This window comes from Micromonospora sp. WMMA1996 (genome assembly GCF_002573675.1).
In the GTDB taxonomy this organism is placed as follows: Bacteria; Actinomycetota; Actinomycetes; order Mycobacteriales; family Micromonosporaceae; genus Micromonospora; species Micromonospora sediminicola.
In genome coordinates, this window is sequence record NZ_PDHU01000001.1 from 1,999,527 (window position 1) to 2,017,888 (window position 18,362).

At 76.1% G+C, this 18,362-nt stretch carries 20 protein-coding genes; 10 read left to right on the plus strand and 10 right to left on the minus strand.

The features are described 5' to 3' along the window. Positions 1-3: 3 nt before the first annotated feature. Positions 4-597: an HD domain-containing protein gene (locus COO58_RS09590; protein WP_091577565.1), complete on the minus strand. Its 594-nt coding sequence runs from the start codon at positions 595-597 to the stop codon at positions 4-6. A 138-nt stretch (positions 598-735) separates the two neighbouring features. On the opposite strand from COO58_RS09590, the gene COO58_RS09595 reads away from it, so the two are divergent. The 5 genes from COO58_RS09595 (at position 736) to COO58_RS09615 (ending at position 5,216) form a co-directional block, all read left to right on the plus strand. Then, on the plus strand, positions 736-1,674 hold the full coding sequence (locus COO58_RS09595; protein WP_091574229.1) for an LpqB family beta-propeller domain-containing protein: 939 nt from the start codon (positions 736-738) through the stop codon (positions 1,672-1,674). A 140-nt stretch (positions 1,675-1,814) separates the two neighbouring features. After that, positions 1,815-2,591 (plus strand): class I SAM-dependent methyltransferase, encoded by a 777-nt coding sequence (locus COO58_RS09600; protein ID WP_091577567.1) that lies wholly within the window; start codon positions 1,815-1,817, stop codon positions 2,589-2,591. Between the two features lie 55 nt (positions 2,592-2,646). Then, a complete protein-coding gene (locus tag COO58_RS09605) occupies positions 2,647-3,648 on the plus strand; it encodes a hypothetical protein (RefSeq protein WP_091574230.1) in 1,002 nt (333 codons plus the stop codon). Next, positions 3,645-4,298, plus strand: a complete 654-nt coding sequence (locus tag COO58_RS09610; RefSeq protein WP_098744652.1) for a hypothetical protein — start codon at positions 3,645-3,647, stop codon at positions 4,296-4,298. Before COO58_RS09605 ends, COO58_RS09610 begins: the two co-directional genes overlap by 4 nt. Before the next feature lie 21 nt (positions 4,299-4,319). Further along, a complete protein-coding gene (locus tag COO58_RS09615; RefSeq protein WP_245666376.1) occupies positions 4,320-5,216 on the plus strand; it encodes an inositol monophosphatase family protein in 897 nt (298 codons plus the stop codon). Here the strand turns inward: COO58_RS09615 and COO58_RS09620 are convergent. Then, positions 5,182-5,496, minus strand: a complete 315-nt coding sequence (locus COO58_RS09620) for a hypothetical protein (RefSeq protein ID WP_098744654.1) — start codon at positions 5,494-5,496, stop codon at positions 5,182-5,184. The genes COO58_RS09615 and COO58_RS09620 overlap by 35 nt on opposite strands. Positions 5,497-5,590: 94 nt before the next feature. Then, the gene (locus tag COO58_RS09625) at positions 5,591-6,082 is read right to left on the minus strand and encodes a MarR family winged helix-turn-helix transcriptional regulator (protein ID WP_218012343.1); all 492 of its coding nucleotides are present in this window, start codon (positions 6,080-6,082) and stop codon (positions 5,591-5,593) included. 39 nt (positions 6,083-6,121) lie between these two features. Between COO58_RS09625 and COO58_RS09630 the strand changes: the two genes are divergently transcribed. Further along, entirely contained in the window at positions 6,122-6,748 is a 627-nt protein-coding gene (locus COO58_RS09630; protein WP_098744655.1) for a disulfide bond formation protein DsbA, read from the plus strand. On the opposite strand, the gene COO58_RS09635 is transcribed toward COO58_RS09630, so the two are convergent. Then, entirely contained in the window at positions 6,735-7,535 is an 801-nt protein-coding gene (locus tag COO58_RS09635) for an SDR family oxidoreductase (RefSeq protein ID WP_098744657.1), read from the minus strand. The two genes, COO58_RS09630 and COO58_RS09635, sit on opposite strands and share 14 nt — an antisense overlap. A 136-nt stretch (positions 7,536-7,671) precedes the next feature. Here COO58_RS09635 and sigJ point away from each other — a divergent pair, with 136 nt between their 5' ends. Then, positions 7,672-8,541 (plus strand): RNA polymerase sigma factor SigJ, encoded by an 870-nt coding sequence (gene sigJ / locus COO58_RS09640; RefSeq protein WP_176558782.1) that lies wholly within the window; start codon positions 7,672-7,674, stop codon positions 8,539-8,541. Positions 8,542-8,554: 13 nt separating this feature from the next. Here sigJ and COO58_RS09645 read toward each other — a convergent pair whose 3' ends face one another. From COO58_RS09645 to COO58_RS09660, 4 genes are read right to left on the minus strand one after another with little or no spacing between them, the layout of a single operon-like run. Beyond that, positions 8,555-9,454: a GNAT family N-acetyltransferase gene (locus tag COO58_RS09645; protein WP_091574236.1), complete on the minus strand. Its 900-nt coding sequence runs from the start codon at positions 9,452-9,454 to the stop codon at positions 8,555-8,557. A 9-nt stretch (positions 9,455-9,463) separates the two neighbouring features. Beyond that, on the minus strand, positions 9,464-10,171 hold the full coding sequence (locus tag COO58_RS09650; RefSeq protein WP_098744658.1) for a methyltransferase domain-containing protein: 708 nt from the start codon (positions 10,169-10,171) through the stop codon (positions 9,464-9,466). Continuing rightward, a complete protein-coding gene (locus tag COO58_RS09655) occupies positions 10,168-10,854 on the minus strand; it encodes a DUF2064 domain-containing protein (protein ID WP_091574237.1) in 687 nt (228 codons plus the stop codon). The genes COO58_RS09650 and COO58_RS09655 overlap by 4 nt, the downstream gene beginning before the upstream one ends. Continuing rightward, positions 10,851-11,525, minus strand: a complete 675-nt coding sequence (locus COO58_RS09660; protein WP_091574238.1) for a glycosyltransferase family 2 protein — start codon at positions 11,523-11,525, stop codon at positions 10,851-10,853. The genes COO58_RS09655 and COO58_RS09660 overlap by 4 nt, the downstream gene beginning before the upstream one ends. A 145-nt stretch (positions 11,526-11,670) precedes the next feature. Here COO58_RS09660 and COO58_RS09665 point away from each other — a divergent pair, with 145 nt between their 5' ends. After that, entirely contained in the window at positions 11,671-13,146 is a 1,476-nt protein-coding gene (locus COO58_RS09665; protein ID WP_098744660.1) for a hypothetical protein, read from the plus strand. A gap of 25 nt (positions 13,147-13,171) precedes the next feature. Here COO58_RS09665 and COO58_RS09670 read toward each other — a convergent pair whose 3' ends face one another. Further along, positions 13,172-14,236 carry an NAD-dependent epimerase/dehydratase family protein gene (locus COO58_RS09670; RefSeq protein ID WP_098744661.1) on the minus strand — a complete coding sequence of 355 codons (1,065 nt, stop codon included), beginning with the start codon at positions 14,234-14,236 and terminating at the stop codon, positions 13,172-13,174. A 189-nt stretch (positions 14,237-14,425) separates the two neighbouring features. Here COO58_RS09670 and COO58_RS09675 point away from each other — a divergent pair, with 189 nt between their 5' ends. After that, positions 14,426-15,775, plus strand: coding sequence for a molybdopterin-dependent oxidoreductase (locus COO58_RS09675; protein WP_098744663.1), 1,350 nt, complete (start codon positions 14,426-14,428; stop codon positions 15,773-15,775). Further along, positions 15,768-16,214, plus strand: a complete 447-nt coding sequence (locus COO58_RS09680; RefSeq protein ID WP_091574242.1) for a hypothetical protein — start codon at positions 15,768-15,770, stop codon at positions 16,212-16,214. Before COO58_RS09675 ends, COO58_RS09680 begins: the two co-directional genes overlap by 8 nt. Before the next feature lie 850 nt (positions 16,215-17,064). Here COO58_RS09680 and COO58_RS09685 read toward each other — a convergent pair. Beyond that, positions 17,065-18,297 (minus strand): SLC13 family permease, encoded by a 1,233-nt coding sequence (locus COO58_RS09685; RefSeq protein ID WP_098744665.1) that lies wholly within the window; start codon positions 18,295-18,297, stop codon positions 17,065-17,067. Between the last annotated feature and the right edge of the window lie 65 nt (positions 18,298-18,362).

The window sequence follows — 18,362 nt, forward strand, 5'->3', positions numbered from 1 at the left end:
GGCTCAGCCGTACACCGGGTGTTCGGCCTGGAAGGCGAGCCGGCGGTCCGCGTCGGCGGCCAGTTCGGCGAGCACGTCGTCGAGCTCCAGGAACGTCTGCCAGCGTTCCTGGCCGGTGATGCCGGCGAGGCGGTCCACCACGAGCTGCTCCAGGTCGGTGACGCGGCGGCCCTTCCACACCTTGTCGGCGAGGCTGACCAGCAGGTCCTCCAGCTGCACCCCGGGCGAGTGCCAGGCGGCGTGGGTGACCGCGAAGCGGGCCCGCTCCTCGGGCACACCGAAGCGCAGCAGCAACTGGTAGCCGGCCTCCTCGTGCTCCGCGCCGGGGCCGGTCAGCTCGGCCGGGTGTTCGACCTTGCCGAGGTCGTGCACGGCCGCGCCGAACAGCACCGCCTGCCGGTCGAACGGCACCGCGGGGAAGCGGTCGGCGAACGCGGCGGTGAGGTGCCACGCGACGTCGTGCACCAGCCGCAGGTGCGCGCCGAGGCGCGGCGGCGCCGCCAGGGCGGCCAGCAGCTCGGTGGCCACGCCGGGCAGCGGGAGCAGCGGCGGGTCACCCGGGTCGGTCAGGGCGCGGTGCAGCGCGTCGGAGGTCACCGGGGCGAGGGTACCCGCCGCCCGGCCGGTCACCGTGCGTGATGACCGAGAGGCCGAAGGTGAATGGTCCACTCGTCCGATGCCGGAACGACTGTCCTCTCCGGAGGGTGGACGAGACTTCTACCACGGGGGTTCCTCATGACCGCAATGAACAGGCGCGCCCTGCTGCGTGCCGCCGCCCTGACCGGCGCGGCCGCCGCGACCGGCGTCGCCGGCGGGATCGCCGGCTCGCCCGCCGCCGCCGCCGAGATCGTGAACGGGCCGTGGATCGTCACCGGCCCGGGTGTGCTCCAGATCAACCGGGGCCGCACCACCCCGCAGGTCCTGCTGCCCGACGGCACCGACGCGACCGTCTCGCCGGACGGGCGTTACCTGGCCGTGGTCGACCAGAAGCCCGCTCCCATCTTCGACCCGGTCCTCAACCTGCACGATCGGGTGACCGGGCAGAGCCGCACCCTGATCACCGACCCCTTCGGCGCCCAATACGGGTGGCCGACCTGGTCACCCGACGGCACCGAGATCGCCATGGTCATCCGCAACACCACACTGGTCGCGGTGAACGTCGCCACCGGCGCCCGGCGGATCCTCGTCGAAGGCCACCGCATGTTGCGGCCCAACTGGTCCCGCGACGGCTCGATGATCGTGATGGAGTGGATCAGCCGCTCGGAAGGGCACCAGCTCCGGGCGCTGGAACTGGCCACCGGGAAGGTGCGCCGGGTCTACCAGCCCGAGCCGGGTGAGACCTTCGGCTGGCCGGTGTTCACGCCCGGGTCGAACCGCGTGGTGTTCAGCACCAACCGGTGGACCCGGGACGTGGAGATCGTCGGTGGGTCCCTCGGCTCGGTGCGCGTCGGCGGCACCGGCCTCAAGCGGCTGACCGACGAGCCCCGGGTGTTCCTGTCGCCGGTGTTCTCCCCGGACGGGCGCTACTGCGCCGCGCTGTCGGTGCCGCCCACGAACGAGTACCCGGACGGCGGCAACATCATCGTCTTCACCAGTGGCTTCGGCGAGCCGTGGTGGATCCCGGGCGACGAGTACGACGACAGCATGCGAGTGGACTGGGCGCGGGCGATCTGACGCCCGCCGGGACGCGGCGGCCGGCGTGCCGGCCGCCGCGTCCCCCGTGTCCGGGGTGGAGTTCCAGCCCGACGGCCGGCGGCGATGCGAGGCTGGAGGGCGGACGCCGCCGACGGGGCCGGGTCCGCCGTGGAGGGATGATGTCCGAGCCGCCGACCGGGACGTCGTCGCACCGCGCCCAGGCGCACGGCCGGCGCGCCAACCATCGCCGCTACCACGACGGCGCGGAGGTCGACGGGTACGTCGACGACCCGTACCACCGGGTGCGTCGCGCGGTCGCGGCCCGGCTGGTGACCGAGGGGGTGACCGGCGACGGGCCGGTGCTGGAACTCGGCTGCGGACCGCGCGGCATGCTCGACCCCACCGCACTGGCCGGCCCGCTCGTGCTCGCGGACGCGGCCGAGGCCGCGCTGGGCACCGCCCGGCGGGCGGCCGGCGGCCGGGCGGTGCCGGTCTGCCTGGACGCCACCCGGGGGCTGCCGTTCCGGGCCGGCAGCTTCGCCGGGCTGCTCGCCGGCGAGCTGATCGAGCACGTCTACGACCCCCTGGCGCTGCTGCGCGAGTGCCACCGCGTCCTGGCGCCGCACGGCCTGCTGGTGCTGACCACCCCGAACCTGGCGCCGGTGCAGGACCGGCTGGCGTTCCTCGCCGGGCGCGCGCCACGCCAGGTCGACCCCCTGCACCCCTACCTGTGGCTGCACATCCGTCCCTTCACCGCGTCGCTGCTGCGGCGGACGTTGCGCCGGGCCGGGTTCACGCCGCTGGCGATGCGTTCCAACGAGGTCGGCTGGCGGCTGCCCGGCGGGCGGTGGGTCGCCTCGCGGTGGCTGGCCCGGGCCGCGCCCGGCCTCGGCGGATCGCTCATCTGCGCGGCCCGTCGCGGCGGCGCACCGCCACCGCCCCGAAACGCGCCGTGATCGCGACATTGACAAAGGGCTATCATGGAGGTTCCGTCGTCGACCGGGGGATGTCATGACGCGCCTGTTCGCCTGGGTCGTCACCAATCTCGACGCGTTCATCGGCCTGCTGCTGGCCGTCACGGTGGCCGTGCTGGGCCTGACCAACACGGTCAGCCAGGACGTGGTCAACAGCGCCATCCTGCTGGTCCTCGGCCTGCTCGCCCAGGCGGTGCTGCGCGACCGTCTGCGCCGGCGGACCGCCGAGCAGCAGGTGCGTCAGGTCATGGTGGACACCCGGGACCGGCTCACCGACCTGGTGCCGCAGATGCGCGAGATCACCGGCCCCGAGGGCGCGCTGAACCGGGCCCGGGAGGCCATCGACAGCGTCTCCATGGTGCGGGTGCTGCACGGCAGCGAGGTCGGCCAGACGCTCGCCGAGGCCCGCCGGCACACCGACCGCTGGACCTTCAAGGGCGGCACCGGCACCTACCTGCGCGCGGTCACGTTGCCGGAGTGCCTGGAGCACGCGCGCCGCCGCAACGCCACCCTCACCGTCGCCGTCGAGATCATCGACCCGACCGACGAGGACGTCTGCGAGCGGTACGCGCGGTTCCGCCGCAGCCTCGACCCGGACGCGCCGGGGGAGCGGTGGACGGTCGACCGGACCCGCAAGGAGTCCTACGCGACGGTGCTCGCCGCCTGCTGGCACCTGCAGCGTTCCGGCCTGCTCACGGTCGAGGTCCGGCTCTCCGCCCAGATGACCACGTTCCGCTACGACCTCTCCTCCTCCTGTGTGGTGATCACCCAGGAGAACCCGCAGACCCCGGCGCTGCGCATCGACCGGGGCGAGCTCTACTACAACCGGTTCAACATCGAACTCGACTACAGCCGCAAGCAGAGCCGGCGGGTGCCGATCGAGGCGGCCGGTCAGGTCAAGCTCGACGACGAGCCGTCGGTCGAGCAGGTACGCCGGCTGTTCGCCGCACTCGGGCTGACGCTGCCCCGGTCCTTCGGCGACCGCGAGGTCGCCGACATCGTCGGCAAGGCCATCCAGGCGAGGAATCCGTACGCATGACGAGCTACGCCGACCTCGAACGGGAGATCGACCGGGGCACCCGGCCGGACCTGCTGCGCGACTGGGTGCTGGACGTGCTCGCCGACGTCGCCGACGGGCGGCGGGCCCTGCGGGCCGTCCGGCACCCGCTCGGGTTCACCTGCCTGCCGGTCGAGCGCGACGGGCCGGACGGGATCTGTGTGCACGCCTGGCCGGCCGACCCGCCGCCCGTGCGGCCGACCACCTCGACCATGCACTCGCACAGCTGGGACCTGCTCAGTCACGTGCTGCACGGCACGGTCCGCAACGAGCTGATCGACATCGACGACGACGCCGCCGACCCGGCCTGGCGGATCTACGAGGTGCACAGTTTCGGCGAGGTGGACGAGATGGCCGCCACCGACCGGTTGGTCACCGCGACGACCGCCACCGTGGAGACGCACTCGGCCGGCGACTCGTACGCGCTGCGCGCCGGCGGATTCCACACCTCGGAGGTCGACGCCGGCGCGCCGGCGGTGACCGTGGCGCTCGGCCGGACCACTCCCGGCGCGTGCGACCTGAGCCTCGGCGCGGTGGACGGGCGCAGCCACCGGGTACGCCGGGACCGCTGCGACGCGGCGGAGACCGCGCGGATGGCGCGGGAGATCGCGCGACTGGTGGCACGGGGCTGACTGGCTGGAGGAGCCGTGGACGTGGAGCCGAACAGAGGCGGGCCCGACCTGCGCGACGCGCACCGGTTCGCGGTGGAGGCGGCCCGGGCGGCGGGCCGGCTGCTGCGCCGGGGCACCCGGGGCGAGATGCACGCCCGGGCCAAGAACGACTCCGGTGACCTGGTCACCGATCTCGACCTGGCCGCCGAACGGCTGATCGTGGACCGGATCCGGGCCCGCTGGCCGGAGCACGGGGTGATCGCCGAGGAGGGCGGCGAGTACGCCCCGGACACCACCTGGGCGTGGCTGGTGGATCCGCTCGACGGCACCAACAACGTGGCGATCGGGCTCCCCGCGTACGTGGTGGGTATCGCCCTGTGCGAGCGCGGCTCGCCGGTGCTCGGCGTGGTGCACGACCCGGTCGCCGGCCACACCTGGTCCGCGGTCCGGGGCCGGGGCGCGTTCGTGCACGCCTCCGGCCCGGTGGGCCGCCCGCTGCGCGCCGCCCACCGGCCGGTGCCGGCCGCGCCGGTGCTGGCCTGGACCCAGGGGCACGAGGTACGCCGGGACGACAGCACCGCCCGGGCGCTGAAGGTGGTCCTCGACACCACCGCCCGCCGGGTGCTCCAGCTCTGGGCGCCGCTGCTGTCCTGGGTGATGCTGGCCCGGGGCGACATCGACGGCATCGTCGGCTACCGTCCCGAGTCGATCGACCTGCCGGCCGGGGTGCTGCTGGCCGTCGAGGCCGGCATGGCGGTGCGGGCTCTGGACGGCGGCACGTTCGACGACCGCTACGGCTGCCCGGCCGAGCGGCGCAGCTTCGTGGCCGGCCCGCCGGAGACGATCGACCGGCTGGTCAAGCTGGTCACCGCGGCACAGTGGATCGAGCCGCAGGTGCGCCGGCTCACCCCGGTCGGTCTCGGCTCGGTCGGTTGGTGAGCTGATCGTCGCCGGGGGCGGCCCAGCAGTGGGCGCCCCGGAACCGCACCCCCGGCACGTCCGTGAGCAGGCGCTCGGGGTCGACCAGACCGGCCAGCGCCGACGGCAGGTCCGCCCGCAGCGCGGCGGCGGCCTCGTCGAGCGTGTCCGCCTCGTCCGCCCAGTCGATGTCGGCCTGCCGCAGCTGACGCTCGGCGAGCGCCGTCACCGCGCCCGGGTCGTCGACCACGACCTCGACACGGCAGTAGACGTGCACCACCACCGGCTCGTCGTCCCGCACGCCCGGCAGGATCCCATCCGGCGCGCCCTCGGCGCCACCCGGATCCGCTAGCCTCCTCCGGCAGTTCCGCCCGGTGACGCGGGCCTGACCGGGTTCACCGGTCCACAGTGCGCGCCAAGGTCTCCAACAGGCGCTCCAGGTCCGCCCGCTCGCGGTCGGTGAGGCCACGCAGGAGGGCCGCCTCGTTGGCCAGATGCTCCTCCACGAGCCGGTCGATCAGCTTCAGCCCGGCGGGAGTCAACCCGACCACCCGGCCGCGCGCGTCGGTCTCGTGCGTCGCCCGGTACACGAGCCCGCGGGCGATCAGCCGGTCCACCCGCTTGGTGACCGCTCCGGTGGTGACGAGCATCCGGTGGCTCAACTGTCCGGGCGTGAGCGTGTGCGGCGCGCCCGCCCGGCGCAGCGCCGCGAGCACGTCGAACTCGCCGTTGCCGAGACCCGCGGCGGCGAACGGCGGACGCAGGGCCGCGTCGAGGGCGTCCGCCAGCCACTGGATCCGGCCGATGACCAGCATCGGGCTCGGATCGAGGTCCGGCCGCTCGCGACGCCACTGGCTGACGATCTCGAGAATGTGGTCAGGGTTCACTGTTGCATCTTACCTTCCATGGAAGATAAGTTCTCTTCCATGGAAGATGCTTTGGCCGACGCGTCGTCGCCGACGGTCACGGCCTACGTGGACCCGTCCTGCCCGTTCGCCTGGATCACCTCCCGCTGGCTCCTGGAGGTGGCCCGCCTCCGTCCGATCGCCCTGCGCTTCGAGGTGATGAGCCTGGCCGTGATCAACGAGCACCGCGAGCTGGAGCCCTGGTACCGCGAGTTCAACGACCGGGCCTGGGGGCCGGCGCGGGTCTGTGCGGCCGCAGCCGCGCACCACGGCCCCGCCGCCCTCACGCGTCTCTATCCGGCGCTCGGTCGCCGGATCCACGACGAGGGCGACAAGAACCTGGACACCGTCGTTCCGGCAGCCCTGGCCGAGGCGGGTCTTCCCCTCGACCTGGCCGACGCCGCCCACCACGGCGACGTCGATGCCCTGATGCGGGCGAGCACCGCACGCGCGCAGGAACTCGTCGGCGAGGACCTCGGGACGCCGACCGTGGTCGTCGACGACGTGGCCTTCTTCGGCCCGGTGCTCACGTCGATCCCTCGCGGCGACGAGGCGCTGCGGGTCTTCGACGGCGCCCGCCTGCTCGCCACCTGCGGCGCCTTCTCCGAACTCAAACGCGCCCGCGCGGAGGGGCTCAGTTTCGCCTAGCCCCGTCGCCACGGCGCGCACCGGCGCGCTGAGCCTGCCGCGCCAGGAAGTCGTCCCAGGTCCGTACGCCGACCGTCGCGCCCGGCCGGGCCAGGTTGGCCCCCTCCCGGTAGGCCCGGCCGGCCCGCCCGGGAACCCGCACCGGCAGCCGTGGCCGACGCCGGCCGGTGGCGGTCAGGTAGCCCGTCAGCAGCTCGTCGACGCCGTGCGTGCCAGGGCCGGCCAGGTCGGGCGTCAGGCCGGCGGGCGCGCCGAGCGCCAGCTCCACCAGTCGCGCCGCCACCTCGCCGGCGTCGACGGGTTGCAGCCGCAGCCCGCCGGGGACCGGGACCACCGGCAGCCTCGCCATCGTCGCCAGCATGGTCAGCACCAGGTCGTGGAACTGGGCGGCCCGCAGCACCGTCCACGGCAGCCCCGAGTCGACCACCGCGCGCTCGGCGTCGAGCTTGGACCGCATCCAGGCCAGCGGCACCCGGTCGGCGCCGACGACGGAGACGTGCACCAGGTGCGTCACGCCGGCCCGGCGCGCCGCCCGGACCAGGTTGCCGGCGGCCCGGTCGTCGCCCCTGGCGCCGCCGGCCAGGTGCAGCACGGTGTCCACTCCGCGTGTCGCGGGGACGAGGTCCGCGTCGGTGAGCAGGTCGGCGGTGACGTGGGTGACGCCGTCACCGGTCCGGCCGCCGCGGCGGCTGAGCACCCGGACCGGGTGCCCCGCCGCCCGCAGCAGCGGTACGACGTGCCGGCCGAGCGTGCCGGTGCCGCCGGTGACCAGAATGGGTGTCGCCATGGTTCCTCCCCGTCAGCTTCGTGGTGTCACCTCCCCGACCCGGCGCGGCGGGCCGGTGTGACCGATGTGATCGCGGTCACCTGCCGTCACGTCCGGGTGCCGGCGCGGGTCGGGACGGTAGGCGGAAGGGGAGGCTGTGACGGTGGGTGACACCCTGGCGGAGCGGTTCGAACGGCAGCGGCCCCGGCTGCGGGCGGTGGCCTACCGGCTGCTCGGTTCGCTGTCCGAGGCCGAGGACGCCGTGCAGGAGACCTGGCTGCGGCTGGCCCGCGCCGACGCTGGCGCGATCGACAACCTGGACGCCTGGTTGACCACAGTGGTCGCCCGGGTCAGCCTGAACACGTTGCGGTCCCGTGCCGCCCGTCGGGAGGACCCGTTCGACGGCCACCTGCCCGACCCGGTGGTGGAACCGGACGCCGACCCCGCGCACGCGGCGGTGCTCGCCGACGCGGTGGGCCTGGCGCTGCTGGTGGTGCTGGACACGCTCACCCCGACCGAGCGGCTGGCGTTCGTGCTGCACGACATGTTCGGGGTGCCGTTCGACGAGATCGGCCCCCTGGTCGACCGCTCGCCGGCGGCGGCCCGGCAGCTCGCCAGCCGGGCCCGCCGTCGGGTACGCGGGCAGGCGCCCGCCCCGGACCCGGACCTGGCCCGTCAGCGCGCGGTGGTGGACGCGTTCCTGACCGCCGCCCGCGACGGCGACTTCGACGCGTTGATCGCGGTGCTCCACCCGGACGTCGTGCTCCGCTCCGACGGCGGGACCGCGCGGACCCGGCACACCACCGTGCTCACCGGCGCGCCGGCGGTGGCCGCGCAGGCGACGACGTTCGGCCGGCTGTCCCCGTACGCCCGACCCGTGCTGGTCAACGGCGCCGCCGGGGTGCTGGTGAGCGCCGGCGGGCGGACGCTGTCGGTGATGGCGTTCACGGTCGTGGCCGGACGCGTCGCCGCCGTGGACGTGATCGCCGACCCGCGCCGGCTGGCCGCGCTCGGCCTCGCCGGCTGACTCGGAAGCGGTGTCAGCGCACGACGACCAGGTTGGCCATGTCGACCACCGGCCGGAAGCCGAGCCGTGCGTAGAGCCGGTTCGATGTCGGGTTCGCCTGGTCGGTGTAGAGGCACACCCGGGCGCCCTCGGCCCGCAACAGGCGGCTGACCTCGGCGACCGCGGCGGCGGCCCAACCCCGACCGCGCTGCTGCGGCGGCGTGTAGACCGGGCCGACCCGGGCCACGCCGAACGACGTCGGGTTGGCGGCGGTGAGGTGCACCGGCCGGCCCGCCGGGTCGGTCCACAACCAGACCCGGCCGCCCCGGATGCGGCGGAGCAGCTCCTCGCGGTCGGGCGTCTCGTGGGCGCTGGCGCCGCGCGCGCGGCCCGCCTGCTCGTCGGCGTCGGCCATGAACGCGTCGTACCACGCGGCGACCAGGTCGACGTCGTCCTCCGCGGCGACCCGCAGCGCGCCCGGGGCCGACGCGGGCGGCATCAGCTCGTCGAGTTCGTGCAGCCGGGTGTGCTGGGCGACCTCGACCCGGCCGCCACCGAGCCGGGCCACCTCGGCGGCGCACTCGCGGGCCGCCGGCAGGGCACCGTTGACCGCGGTCACCTCCTCGCCGCGCCCGTGCCACGTCCGGGCCAGCGCGACGGCCGCCTCCGTCGGCATCGGCAGCAGGAACGGCGGGCGCGGCGGGAAGGGGGCGGCCCGCATCCCCACCCCGACCACCGCGCCGCGGGCGTCCCGGACCACCAACCACCAGTCGCCGTCGGGTGTCGCGACCCCTTCGGCCCGGCGGGCGGCGGCCCGGTTCGTGACGCTGGCGACCACGGTGCCGACCACCGGGTCCGCGGCCAGGTGGTCGCCGGCGACGGCGAGGAACTCGCCCGGGTCGGCATGGAAGTGGAGGGTGGGGGCGGCGGTCATGGACGCACGCTAGCGGCCGGCCGGCGCCCCGCCGAAGCCCTTTTCCGCGATGCCCGGCGCGAGGGCTCGTCCGGCGGCCAGCTCCGCGAACCAGCGTCCGCCGGCCGGTCGCACGTCGCGCACGGTCAGGCCGGCCGTCGCGGCGGGACCGTGCACCGCCCGGGTGTCCAGCCGCGCCCAACCGAAGCTGGGCCCCCGGCGCCGCCCGGAGACCACGTACGCCTGACCCTGCCAGGCGCCGCTGCCCGGCGGCTCCAGCTCGACCAGGACCGTGCCGTCCGGGTGCAGCAGCTCCCGGCACCGGCGCAGCAGGCGGCCCGGATCGCCGCCGATGCCGATGTTGCCGTCCAGCAGCACCACGTGCCGCCACCGGCCCTCGGCGGGCAGCGGATCGAACAGGTCGGCCCGCACCGCGACCGCGCCCCGGGACCGGGCCAGCGCCACCGCCCGGGCGCACACGTCGACCCCGAGCGTGGTCACGCCGGAGCGCGTCAGCGCCGCGGTGAGCCGGCCCGGGCCGCAGCCGAGGTCCAGCGTCGGTCCGTGGCAGCGGTCCACGACCGCGGCGATCGCCGGCTCCGCCCGGCCGTGCCACCGCTCCACCGGCAGCCGGCGCCGCACGCCGTCGGCCTGCACCAGCCAGTGCGCGCCGGCCCGCCGCCGCAGCGCGGCCCCGAAGCCGTCCCGCGGCTCAACCGCGGTGCTGAGCCGGCTCACCGGTCGCCGCCGGGCACCAGGACCGGCCGCAGCGCGGCCACCTCGCGGGCGAACCGTCCGCCCGGCGCGGCGCGGGCCACCGCCCGCGCGTCGGCCCAGTCGTCCACGTCGCGCAGCGTCGGCAGCGCCGCGACCCGCAGGCCGGCGCCGACCAGCGCCGCGTGGGTGAGCCGGCCGGTGTCGACGGTCGACATCGGCACGTCGCGCAACGCCGCCGCGCGCCTCGGGTCCCGCAGCCCCAGCGCCCACCAGCCGCCGTCCGCCGCCGGCCCGAGCACCGCGTCGGTCCCGGGCAGGGCCAACCGGCGTACGGCGGCGGCCAACCGCGCCGGGGTCAGCTGCGGGGTGTCCATGCCGATCTGGAACACCGGCCGATCCGGGTACGCGTCGGCCACGTCGGCGTGCGCCTGCGCGAGCCGGTCGGCCAGGCCGTCACCGCGCTGCGGCAGCACCGGCCACCCGGCCACGGCGGCGGCCAGGTCCGCCCCGTCCTCGGCGTCGGCGAGACGCCCGGCCAGCGCCAGGACCGGCACGACACCCGGGGTGGCGGCGACCGCGTCCACCGTGTCGCGCAGCGCGGCGGCGGCGATCCGGGCCGCCCGCACCGGGGACGCCGGTGGGCAGAGGCGGGTCTTCACCGCGCCGGGCACCGGCGCCTTCGCCACCACCAGCAGGACGGTCACCGACGGCCGTCCACGGTGCGCAGGACCGTCAGGAAGTCGCGGGTGGCCCGGACCGTGCCGCGTACCGAGCCGGACACCTTGGACCGCGTGCCGGCGGCCCGCGGGGCGTAGCGCACGTCGTGTTCGTGGATCCGCCAACCGGCCGCCGCCGCCCGGATCATCAGCTCCAGGGGGTAGCCGAACGCGCGGTCGGTGACCCCGAGCGCGAGCAGCGCCTCCCGCCGCGCCACCCGGATGGGGCTGAGGTCGCGCAGCGGCACCCCCCGCTGCCGCAGCAGCGCGGCGACGACCGCGGTGCCGGCCCGGGCGTGCCACGGCCAGGCCGAGGTGGACACCGGCCGCCGGCGGCCCACCGACAGGTCGGCCGTGCCGGCCGCCACCGGGGCGACCAGCGCCGGCAGCTCACCGGGATCGAACGAGCCGTCCGCGTCCAGCACGCAGACCAGCTCGGTCTCGGCGTGTTCCAGCCCGGTGTGCACGGCCGCGCCGTAACCGCGCCGGGGCTCGCGTACCACCCGGGCGCCGTGCCGGGCGGCCACCTCGGGCGAGCCGTCCCGGGAGCCGTTGTCCACCACGATCGCCCGGTAGCCGGGCGGCAGCGCGCCCAGCACCCCGGGCAGGGCGGCGGCCTCGTCCAGGCACGGCAGCACCACGTCGATCTGTGTCCGCATGCCGCCGACGCTAGGCCGGGACGCGTCGCCCCGTACCCCGATCGGGCTTACGGAACCCTTACCGAGCAGGCATTTCTTACCATCCGGTGACGCGCCTGCGGCTACCGCCCCACGGTGCGCCGGCCGGCCGTACCGTGCGGTCGTCATGAGATCCGCACCCACGCTGCGCCGCGCCCCGGCCGCGGACCGGACCGGAGCCCCGCACCGGGGCGACCTGGTCGTGGTCGCGGTCGAGGCGGCCCTGCTCGCCGCCGCCGTCGTGGTCGGCCTGGCGCTCAACCGGCGCGGCGTGGGGTTGCACGCCGACGCCGCGCCGCTCTACGCCACCTGGCGTCCGCACGTCGGCTGGGGTACGCCGCTGGCGGTCCTGGTCGCGCTGGTCGTGCTCGGGCCCGGGCTGCGCTGGGCGCGGACCGCGCGCTGGAGCCCGCTGCTCGCCGCCGGCTGGCTGGCGGCGGTGGCGTGGACGCTGGCGCTGGCCCTCGTGGACGGCTGGTCGACCGGGCTGGCCCGGCGGCTCACTCCCCAGGCCGAGTATCTGCACGAGGTGCCCGGGGTGACCGACATCCCCCGGATGCTGGCCGGCTTCACCGACCGGATCCTGGACTTCCAACCCGACTCCTGGTCCACGCACACCGCCGGACACCCGCCGGGCGCGCTGCTGGTCTTCGTCTGGCTGGACCGGGTCGGTCTCGGCGGCGGCGCCGCCGCCGCGCTCTGCTGCGTGCTGGTCGGCGCGACCGTCGCGGTGTCCGTGCCGGTCACGCTGCGGGCGCTCGGCGCCGCCGACGCCGCCCGGGCGGTGCTGCCGTTCCTGGTGCTGCTGCCCGGGGCGGTGTGGCTGGGCGCCTCCGGCGACGCGGTGTTCACCGGCGTGGTCGCCGCCGGGCTGGCCCTGCTGGCGGTACGCGGACCGACGGCCGCGCTGGCCGGCGGGCTCCTGCTCGGCTTCGCGCTGCACCTGTCGTACGGGTTTGTGCTGGTGGGCGCGCTGGCGGTGACCGTGCTGGCGCTGCGACCCGACCGTCGCCGGTCGGCGCTGCTCGCCGCGACCGCCGGTGTCGCCGCCGTCACCACGCTCTTCGTGCTGGCCGGTTTCCGGTGGTGGGAGGGGTACGACCGGGTGGTCGACCGCTACTACCAGGGCTGGGCGGCCGACCGCCCGTACGCGTACTGGGTCTGGGCGAACCTGGCGGCGTTGCTGCTCTCCGCCGGGCCGGTGCTCGGACCGGCGCTGCGTCGCGCCGCCGTGGCCGCCCGGGCGGGCTGGCGGACCGGCGTCGACCGTGTCGGAAGCACGCGGGTCACCGCCGGGGCGGACGCCGGCGGGACGGACCCGGTCGGCACGTCCTCGTCACCCGGTCGGTCGGCGGGCCGGCTCGCCCGGCGGGTCGTGGCGCTGGGGCCGACCGTCCTGCTGCCGGCCGCCGCCGCGCTGGTGGTGGCCGCCGCCGACCTGTCCGGAATGAGCAAGGCCGAGGTGGAGCGGATCTGGCTGCCGTTCGTGGTCTGGCTGCTGGTCGCCGTCGCGCACCTGCCGGCACCGGCCCGCCGCCGCTGGCTCGCCGCCCAGGCCCTGACCGCCCTCCTGGTCAACCATCTCCTCCTCACCGTCTCCTGACCCCCGCCTCGGCGGAGCGGGGAAGTCAGGCGGGGGAGAGGGCGGCGGGGGCGCGGAGGGGATCGGTGGCGAAGGCGGTGACGCCTTCGACGAAACCGACCCGCGCGGTGTAGCCGAGCAGCTCCCGGGCGCGGGCCGGATCGGCCACCACGTGCCGCACGTCGGCCGCCCGCGCGCCGCCGACCACCTCCGGCGCCGGGCCGTCCATCGCCCGGGCCAACGCCACCGCCAGGTCGCCGACCGTGTGCGGCTCGCCGGAGCAGACGTTCACCGCGACCAGACCCTCCGGCGGCGGCGCGGTCAGCGCCAGCAGGTTCGCCCGGGCCACGTCGGTCACGTGCACGAAGTCCCGCCGCTGGTGTCCGTCCTCCAGCACGACCGGCGCCCGCCCGGCGGCCAGCGCCGAGCGGAACAGCGAGGCCACCCCGGCGTACGGGGTGTCGCGGGGCATCCGCGGCCCGTACACGTTGTGGTAGCGCAGCGCCCACACGCCGCCGCCGGTCTGCCGGGCCCACGCCGCGGCGTAGTGCTCCTGGGCCAGCTTGCTGGCGGCGTACGTGCTGCGCGGCTCCAGCGGCGCGTCCTCGGGCACCAGGGCCGGGGCGAGCGTGCCGCCGCACGCCGGGCAGGTCGGGTCGTAGCGGCCGGCGGCCAGGTCGGCGGTGCGGCGCGGGGCCGGACGGATCACCCCGTGCCGGGCGCAGGTGTAGCGCCCCTCGCCGTAGACCACCATGGAGCTGGCCAGCACCAGCCGCCGCACCCCGGCCCGGTGCATGGCGGCCAGCAGCACCGCCGTGCCGAGGTCGTTGTGCCCCGCGTAGTCGGGAGCGTCGGACGGGTCCAGCCCGTGGCCGACCATCGCCGCCTGGTGGCAGACCGCGTCCACGCCCGGCAACAGGCGGTCCAGCAGCGCGGCGTCGCGCACGTCGCCGACCACCGGGTCGTGCCGGCGGGCCCACTCCGGCAGCGTCCCGCCGTGCGCCTGCGGCAGCAGGGCGTCCAGGCAGACCGGCTGGTGGCCCTCGGCGGCCAGCAGGTCGGCGATCTGCGATCCGATGAACCCGGCCGCGCCGGTGACCAGTACCCGCATACCGGCCCACGCTAGGGCACCCGGCAGCGGCCGGGGGCCGGTTCGCCCGGGACGTCAGCGGTCCGTAAGGGACGGCGACGGTAAGGCTTCGGTAATGCGGCAAAAGCCGTCGTGAGGTGGCGTCGACGTCTAGCGTCCGAACCCGGGAGCACCGGCCGTCCGGCCGGCGCCGTCGCCCAGGGAGGTGCCGTGCCCACCGATGCCGCGACCGCGGGAGGCGGCGGGTCCGACGTCCCGCCGCCGCCCGGACCCGGGTACGCCGCCCCGGCCCGGCTCTGGCGCGCGCTGGACCGGCGCCGTCCGCCCGGCGTCGACGCGGTGGACCGGTCCTGGCGCAGTCCGGTACGCGGCCCGTGGCTGACCTCGGTGCTGGGCGCCGCGCTGCTCGTCACGCTGCCGCTGGTGATCGTCACCGGGCTGCTCGACTGGATCGCCTACGGCCCCCGTCTCGGGCAGGCGTTTCCCCGGGACGTGGGCTGGCTGCACCCACCGGTGTTCGACTGGCCGACCCGCCCGGTGTGGCTGTTCCGCCTCACCCAGGGGCTGCACGTCACGCTCGGGATCGTGCTGGTGCCGGTGGTGCTGACCAAGCTCTGGTCGGTGGTGCCGAAGCTGTTCGCCTGGCCGCCGGCCCGCTCGCTCGCGCAGGTGCTGGAACGCCTGTCGTTGTTGCTGCTGGTCGGCGGGATCCTGTTCCAGAGCGCCACCGGCCTGCTCAACGTCCAGTACGCGTACCTGTTCGGCTTCGACTTCTACACCGCACACTGGTACGGCGCCTGGGTGTTCACCGTCGCGCTGGTGGTCCACGTGACGATCAAGCTGCCCCGGCTGGTCACCGCGCTGCGCGGGCCGGGCTTCGCGCGTACCCCGGTGGCGCGGACCCGGGCGGAGCCGCGCGATCCGGACGGCCTGGTGGCCCGCCACCCGGGCCCGGCGACGATGAGCCGCCGAGGCGTGCTGGCGCTGGCCGGCGGGGGCGCGCTGCTGCTGGCCGCGCTGACCGTCGGGCAGAGCGTGGACGCGTTGCGACGGACCGCGTTGCTGCTGCCCCGCGGCCGGCGGGTCGACGACGGACCGACCGGTTTCCCGGTCAACCGCACCGCCGCCGCGGCCGGCGTCACCCCGGACCGGACCGGCGCCGACTGGCGGCTGACGCTGCGCGCCGGCGACCGGACGCGGACGCTGGACCGGGCCGGGTTGCTCGCGCTGCCCCAGCACACCGCCACCCTGCCGATCGCCTGCGTGGAGGGCTGGTCCACCTCGCAGACCTGGACCGGCGTACGCCTGCGGGACCTGGCCGCGCTGGTCGGTGCCGACGCGCCCGCCGCCGCCCGGGTCCGGTCGCTGGAGCGCGGCGGGCAGTTCAACCGGGCCACCCTGCACGGCGGTCAGGTCGACGATCGGGACGCGCTGCTCGCGCTGCGGGTCAACGGCGTCGACCTCAGCCCCGACCACGGCTTCCCGGCGCGGATCGTGGTGCCCGCGCTGCCCGGCGTGCACTGCACCAAGTGGGTCGAGGAGATCGTGTTCGATGGCTGAGTTCCGGCGGGCGTACGGCGCGGCGCCCTGGCACCTGCTGCTCCTGGTCGGCTGCTTCGCGGTGACCGGGTGGATCGCGTTGCGGCTGGCCGGCGAGCCGACCGCCGGCCGGATGCTGCTGTGGTTCCTCGGCGCGGTGGTCGCGCACGACCTGGTGCTCTTCCCGGCGTACGCGGCGGTCGACCGGCTGCTGGGACGGGTCGGCCCGACGCCGCGCAACCACGTCCGGGTCCCGGCGCTCGGGTCGGGGCTGCTGTTCCTGGTCTACCTGCCCGGCATCCTCGGACTGGGCGACGGCACCTACACGGCGGCCACCGGCCTGGCGCCCCGGCCCCTGCTCGGCCGCTGGCTGGCGGTCACCGCCGTGCTCTTCGCCGCCAGCGCGCTGCTCTACGCGCTCCGCCGGAGCCGACACCGTCCGCCCGCACCACCGCCGTGACCCCGCCCTCCGGCGTGCGTGCGATGGCCTGGCGTGCGGTGGTCTGGCGTGCGACGTCTCGGCGGGTGGCGGTCGAGCCTCCGACGGCCTGCCGCGCGACGTTCCGGCGCGCGGCCCACGGCGCGCGGCGCGGCTCACGGCGGGCGGCGCGCGGCCCACGGCGCGCGGCGCGGCTCACGGCTCACGGCGCGCGGCTCACGGCGCGCCCAGCGGGCAGATGCGTCGTCGTCCGCCGCCCCGGAGCGTGGCGGTGTTCGGCGGTTCCGACGGCCTCTCGTTGTCCCGCCCGTGGCCAGGACGGTTGACCTCCCGAGACCGATATACCGGGTAGGCATAATTATGACTCTCCGGTATATCGGTGAAAGCGAGGGCCTTCCCGCCCCGAGTCACGCTCCGTGACCTCCTCGGTGGAGGGTCGGAGTCGGAGTCCGCAGCCCACCACCGGCCACCCACCACCGGCCACCGGCCACCGGCCACCGGCCACGGGCCACCGGCCACGGGCCACGGGCCACGGGCCACGGGCCACGGGCCACGGGCCACAGGCCACGGGCCACGGGCCACGGTCACCGGCCATGGGCCCCGACCACGGGCGCCGGTCACGGGCGCCGGTCACGGGCGCCGGTCACGGGCGCCGGTCACGGGCGCCGGTCACGGGCGCCGGTCATCGGCCCCGGCCGCGGTCACCGGTCACCGGTCATCGGCCCCGGCCGCGGGTGCCGGCCGCGGGCGCCGGGCACCGGCCACGGGCTGCCGGTGGTCCGGGAGCTGCGGCGACGGCTGGCGGGCCGGGCGGGGCAGGGGAGAACGTCACGATGGAAACGGGGGGCGGGCCGGACAGGAACGGGACCGGTCAGGCGCCGGGGCCGACCAGCAGGGCCGCGACCGTGGCCGCCGTGGCGAGCGCGGCCAACGCGGCGCTGGTCGCCACGAACCGGCCGAGCGGCACCGCCACGCCGGCGGCGCGGCAGCGTTCGTACCAGATCAGGGTGGCCAGCGACGCCCACGGCGTGGCCAACGGGCCGACGTTCGTGCCGACCAGCAACGCCAGCAACTGGGTGTGTCGGTCGACGGCGATGACCGCCTCGCCGGCCAGGTAGGCCGGCAGGTTGTTGACCACGTTGCTGAACACCGCCCCGACCGCGCCGGCCCGCAGCGCCCCCTCCGCCCCCGGGTCGGTGCCGATGAGCGTGCCCATCACGGTGTCCAGGCCGTGCCGGCCGATGGTCTGCACCACCAGGAACAGCCCGGTCACGAAGACCAGCAGCCGCCACGGCACCAGCGCCGGCCGCAGCCGGTGCCGGGCCCGCACGGCGAAGCCGGCGACCAGGATCGCGGCGGCCACCCCGGAGGCGATCCCGATCTCGATTCCGGCCAGGACGGCGGCGACGAACAGCAGGCAGGCGGCGAGCGCGGTCCGGTAGAGCGTCCGGTCCGGCGGCGCGTACGGCGGCGGCGGGACGAACGGATCGGCGCCGGCGCGGGCCGGTCGCCAGTACCACCACCAGAGCAGCAGCATGGTGATCGCGATGGCGACCAGTTGCGGCCACCACATCCGGGCCGCCCAGGGCAGCGGGTCGAGACCGATCCGGTCGCTGGCCAGGATGTTGGTCAGGTTGGACACCGGCAGCAGCAGACTCGCCGTGTTGGCCAGCCACACCGTGGTCATCGCCAGCGGGGTCGGCGGCACGTTCAGGGTGCGCGCCAGGGCGATCATCACCGGCGTCAGCAGCACCGCCGTGGTGTCCAGGTTGAGCGCGATCGTGGTCAGCGAGGCGACGGCGACGCAGAGCCAGAACAACGCCCGGAAGCTGCCCCGGGCGGTGATCGCCACCCGGGCGGCGAGCGCGTCGAAGACCCCGGCCACCGCGGTCAGCTCGGCCAGCACCACCACCGTGCCGAGGAAGATCAGGATGGGGACGATCCGCCGCACGGTGGCCTCGGCGTCGGCGCGGGGGAGCAGCCCGGTGAGCACGCAGCCCACACCGACCACGGCCAGCCCGATCGCGATCCAGTCCAGCGTGTGCAGGCGCCGCCGACGGGGCCGGTCCGGCGCGGCGGACGGCGGATCGCCGACGGTCTCCACGAGGGATGATCCTCGCACACCCGGCCGGGCCCGGTCCGACCCGACGCGATCACGGCCCGGGCAGC

Bases quoted from the DNA above. Each gene is read 5' to 3' on its own strand.
- COO58_RS09595 (WP_091574229.1), top strand. From the start codon at position 736: ATGACCGCAATGAACAGGCGCGCCCTGCTGCGTGCCGCCGCCCTGACC.
- COO58_RS09600 (WP_091577567.1), top strand. From the start codon at position 1,815: ATGTCCGAGCCGCCGACCGGGACGTCGTCGCACCGCGCCCAGGCGCAC.
- COO58_RS09605 (WP_091574230.1), top strand. From the start codon at position 2,647: ATGACGCGCCTGTTCGCCTGGGTCGTCACCAATCTCGACGCGTTCATC.
- COO58_RS09610 (WP_098744652.1), top strand. From the start codon at position 3,645: ATGACGAGCTACGCCGACCTCGAACGGGAGATCGACCGGGGCACCCGG.
- COO58_RS09630 (WP_098744655.1), top strand. From the start codon at position 6,122: ATGGAAGATGCTTTGGCCGACGCGTCGTCGCCGACGGTCACGGCCTAC.
- COO58_RS09635 (WP_098744657.1), bottom strand. From the start codon at position 7,535: ATGGCGACACCCATTCTGGTCACCGGCGGCACCGGCACGCTCGGCCGG.
- COO58_RS09645 (WP_091574236.1), bottom strand. From the start codon at position 9,454: ATGACCGCCGCCCCCACCCTCCACTTCCATGCCGACCCGGGCGAGTTC.
- COO58_RS09660 (WP_091574238.1), bottom strand. From the start codon at position 11,525: ATGCGGACACAGATCGACGTGGTGCTGCCGTGCCTGGACGAGGCCGCC.
- COO58_RS09665 (WP_098744660.1), top strand. From the start codon at position 11,671: ATGAGATCCGCACCCACGCTGCGCCGCGCCCCGGCCGCGGACCGGACC.
- COO58_RS09670 (WP_098744661.1), bottom strand. From the start codon at position 14,236: ATGCGGGTACTGGTCACCGGCGCGGCCGGGTTCATCGGATCGCAGATC.
- COO58_RS09680 (WP_091574242.1), top strand. From the start codon at position 15,768: ATGGCTGAGTTCCGGCGGGCGTACGGCGCGGCGCCCTGGCACCTGCTG.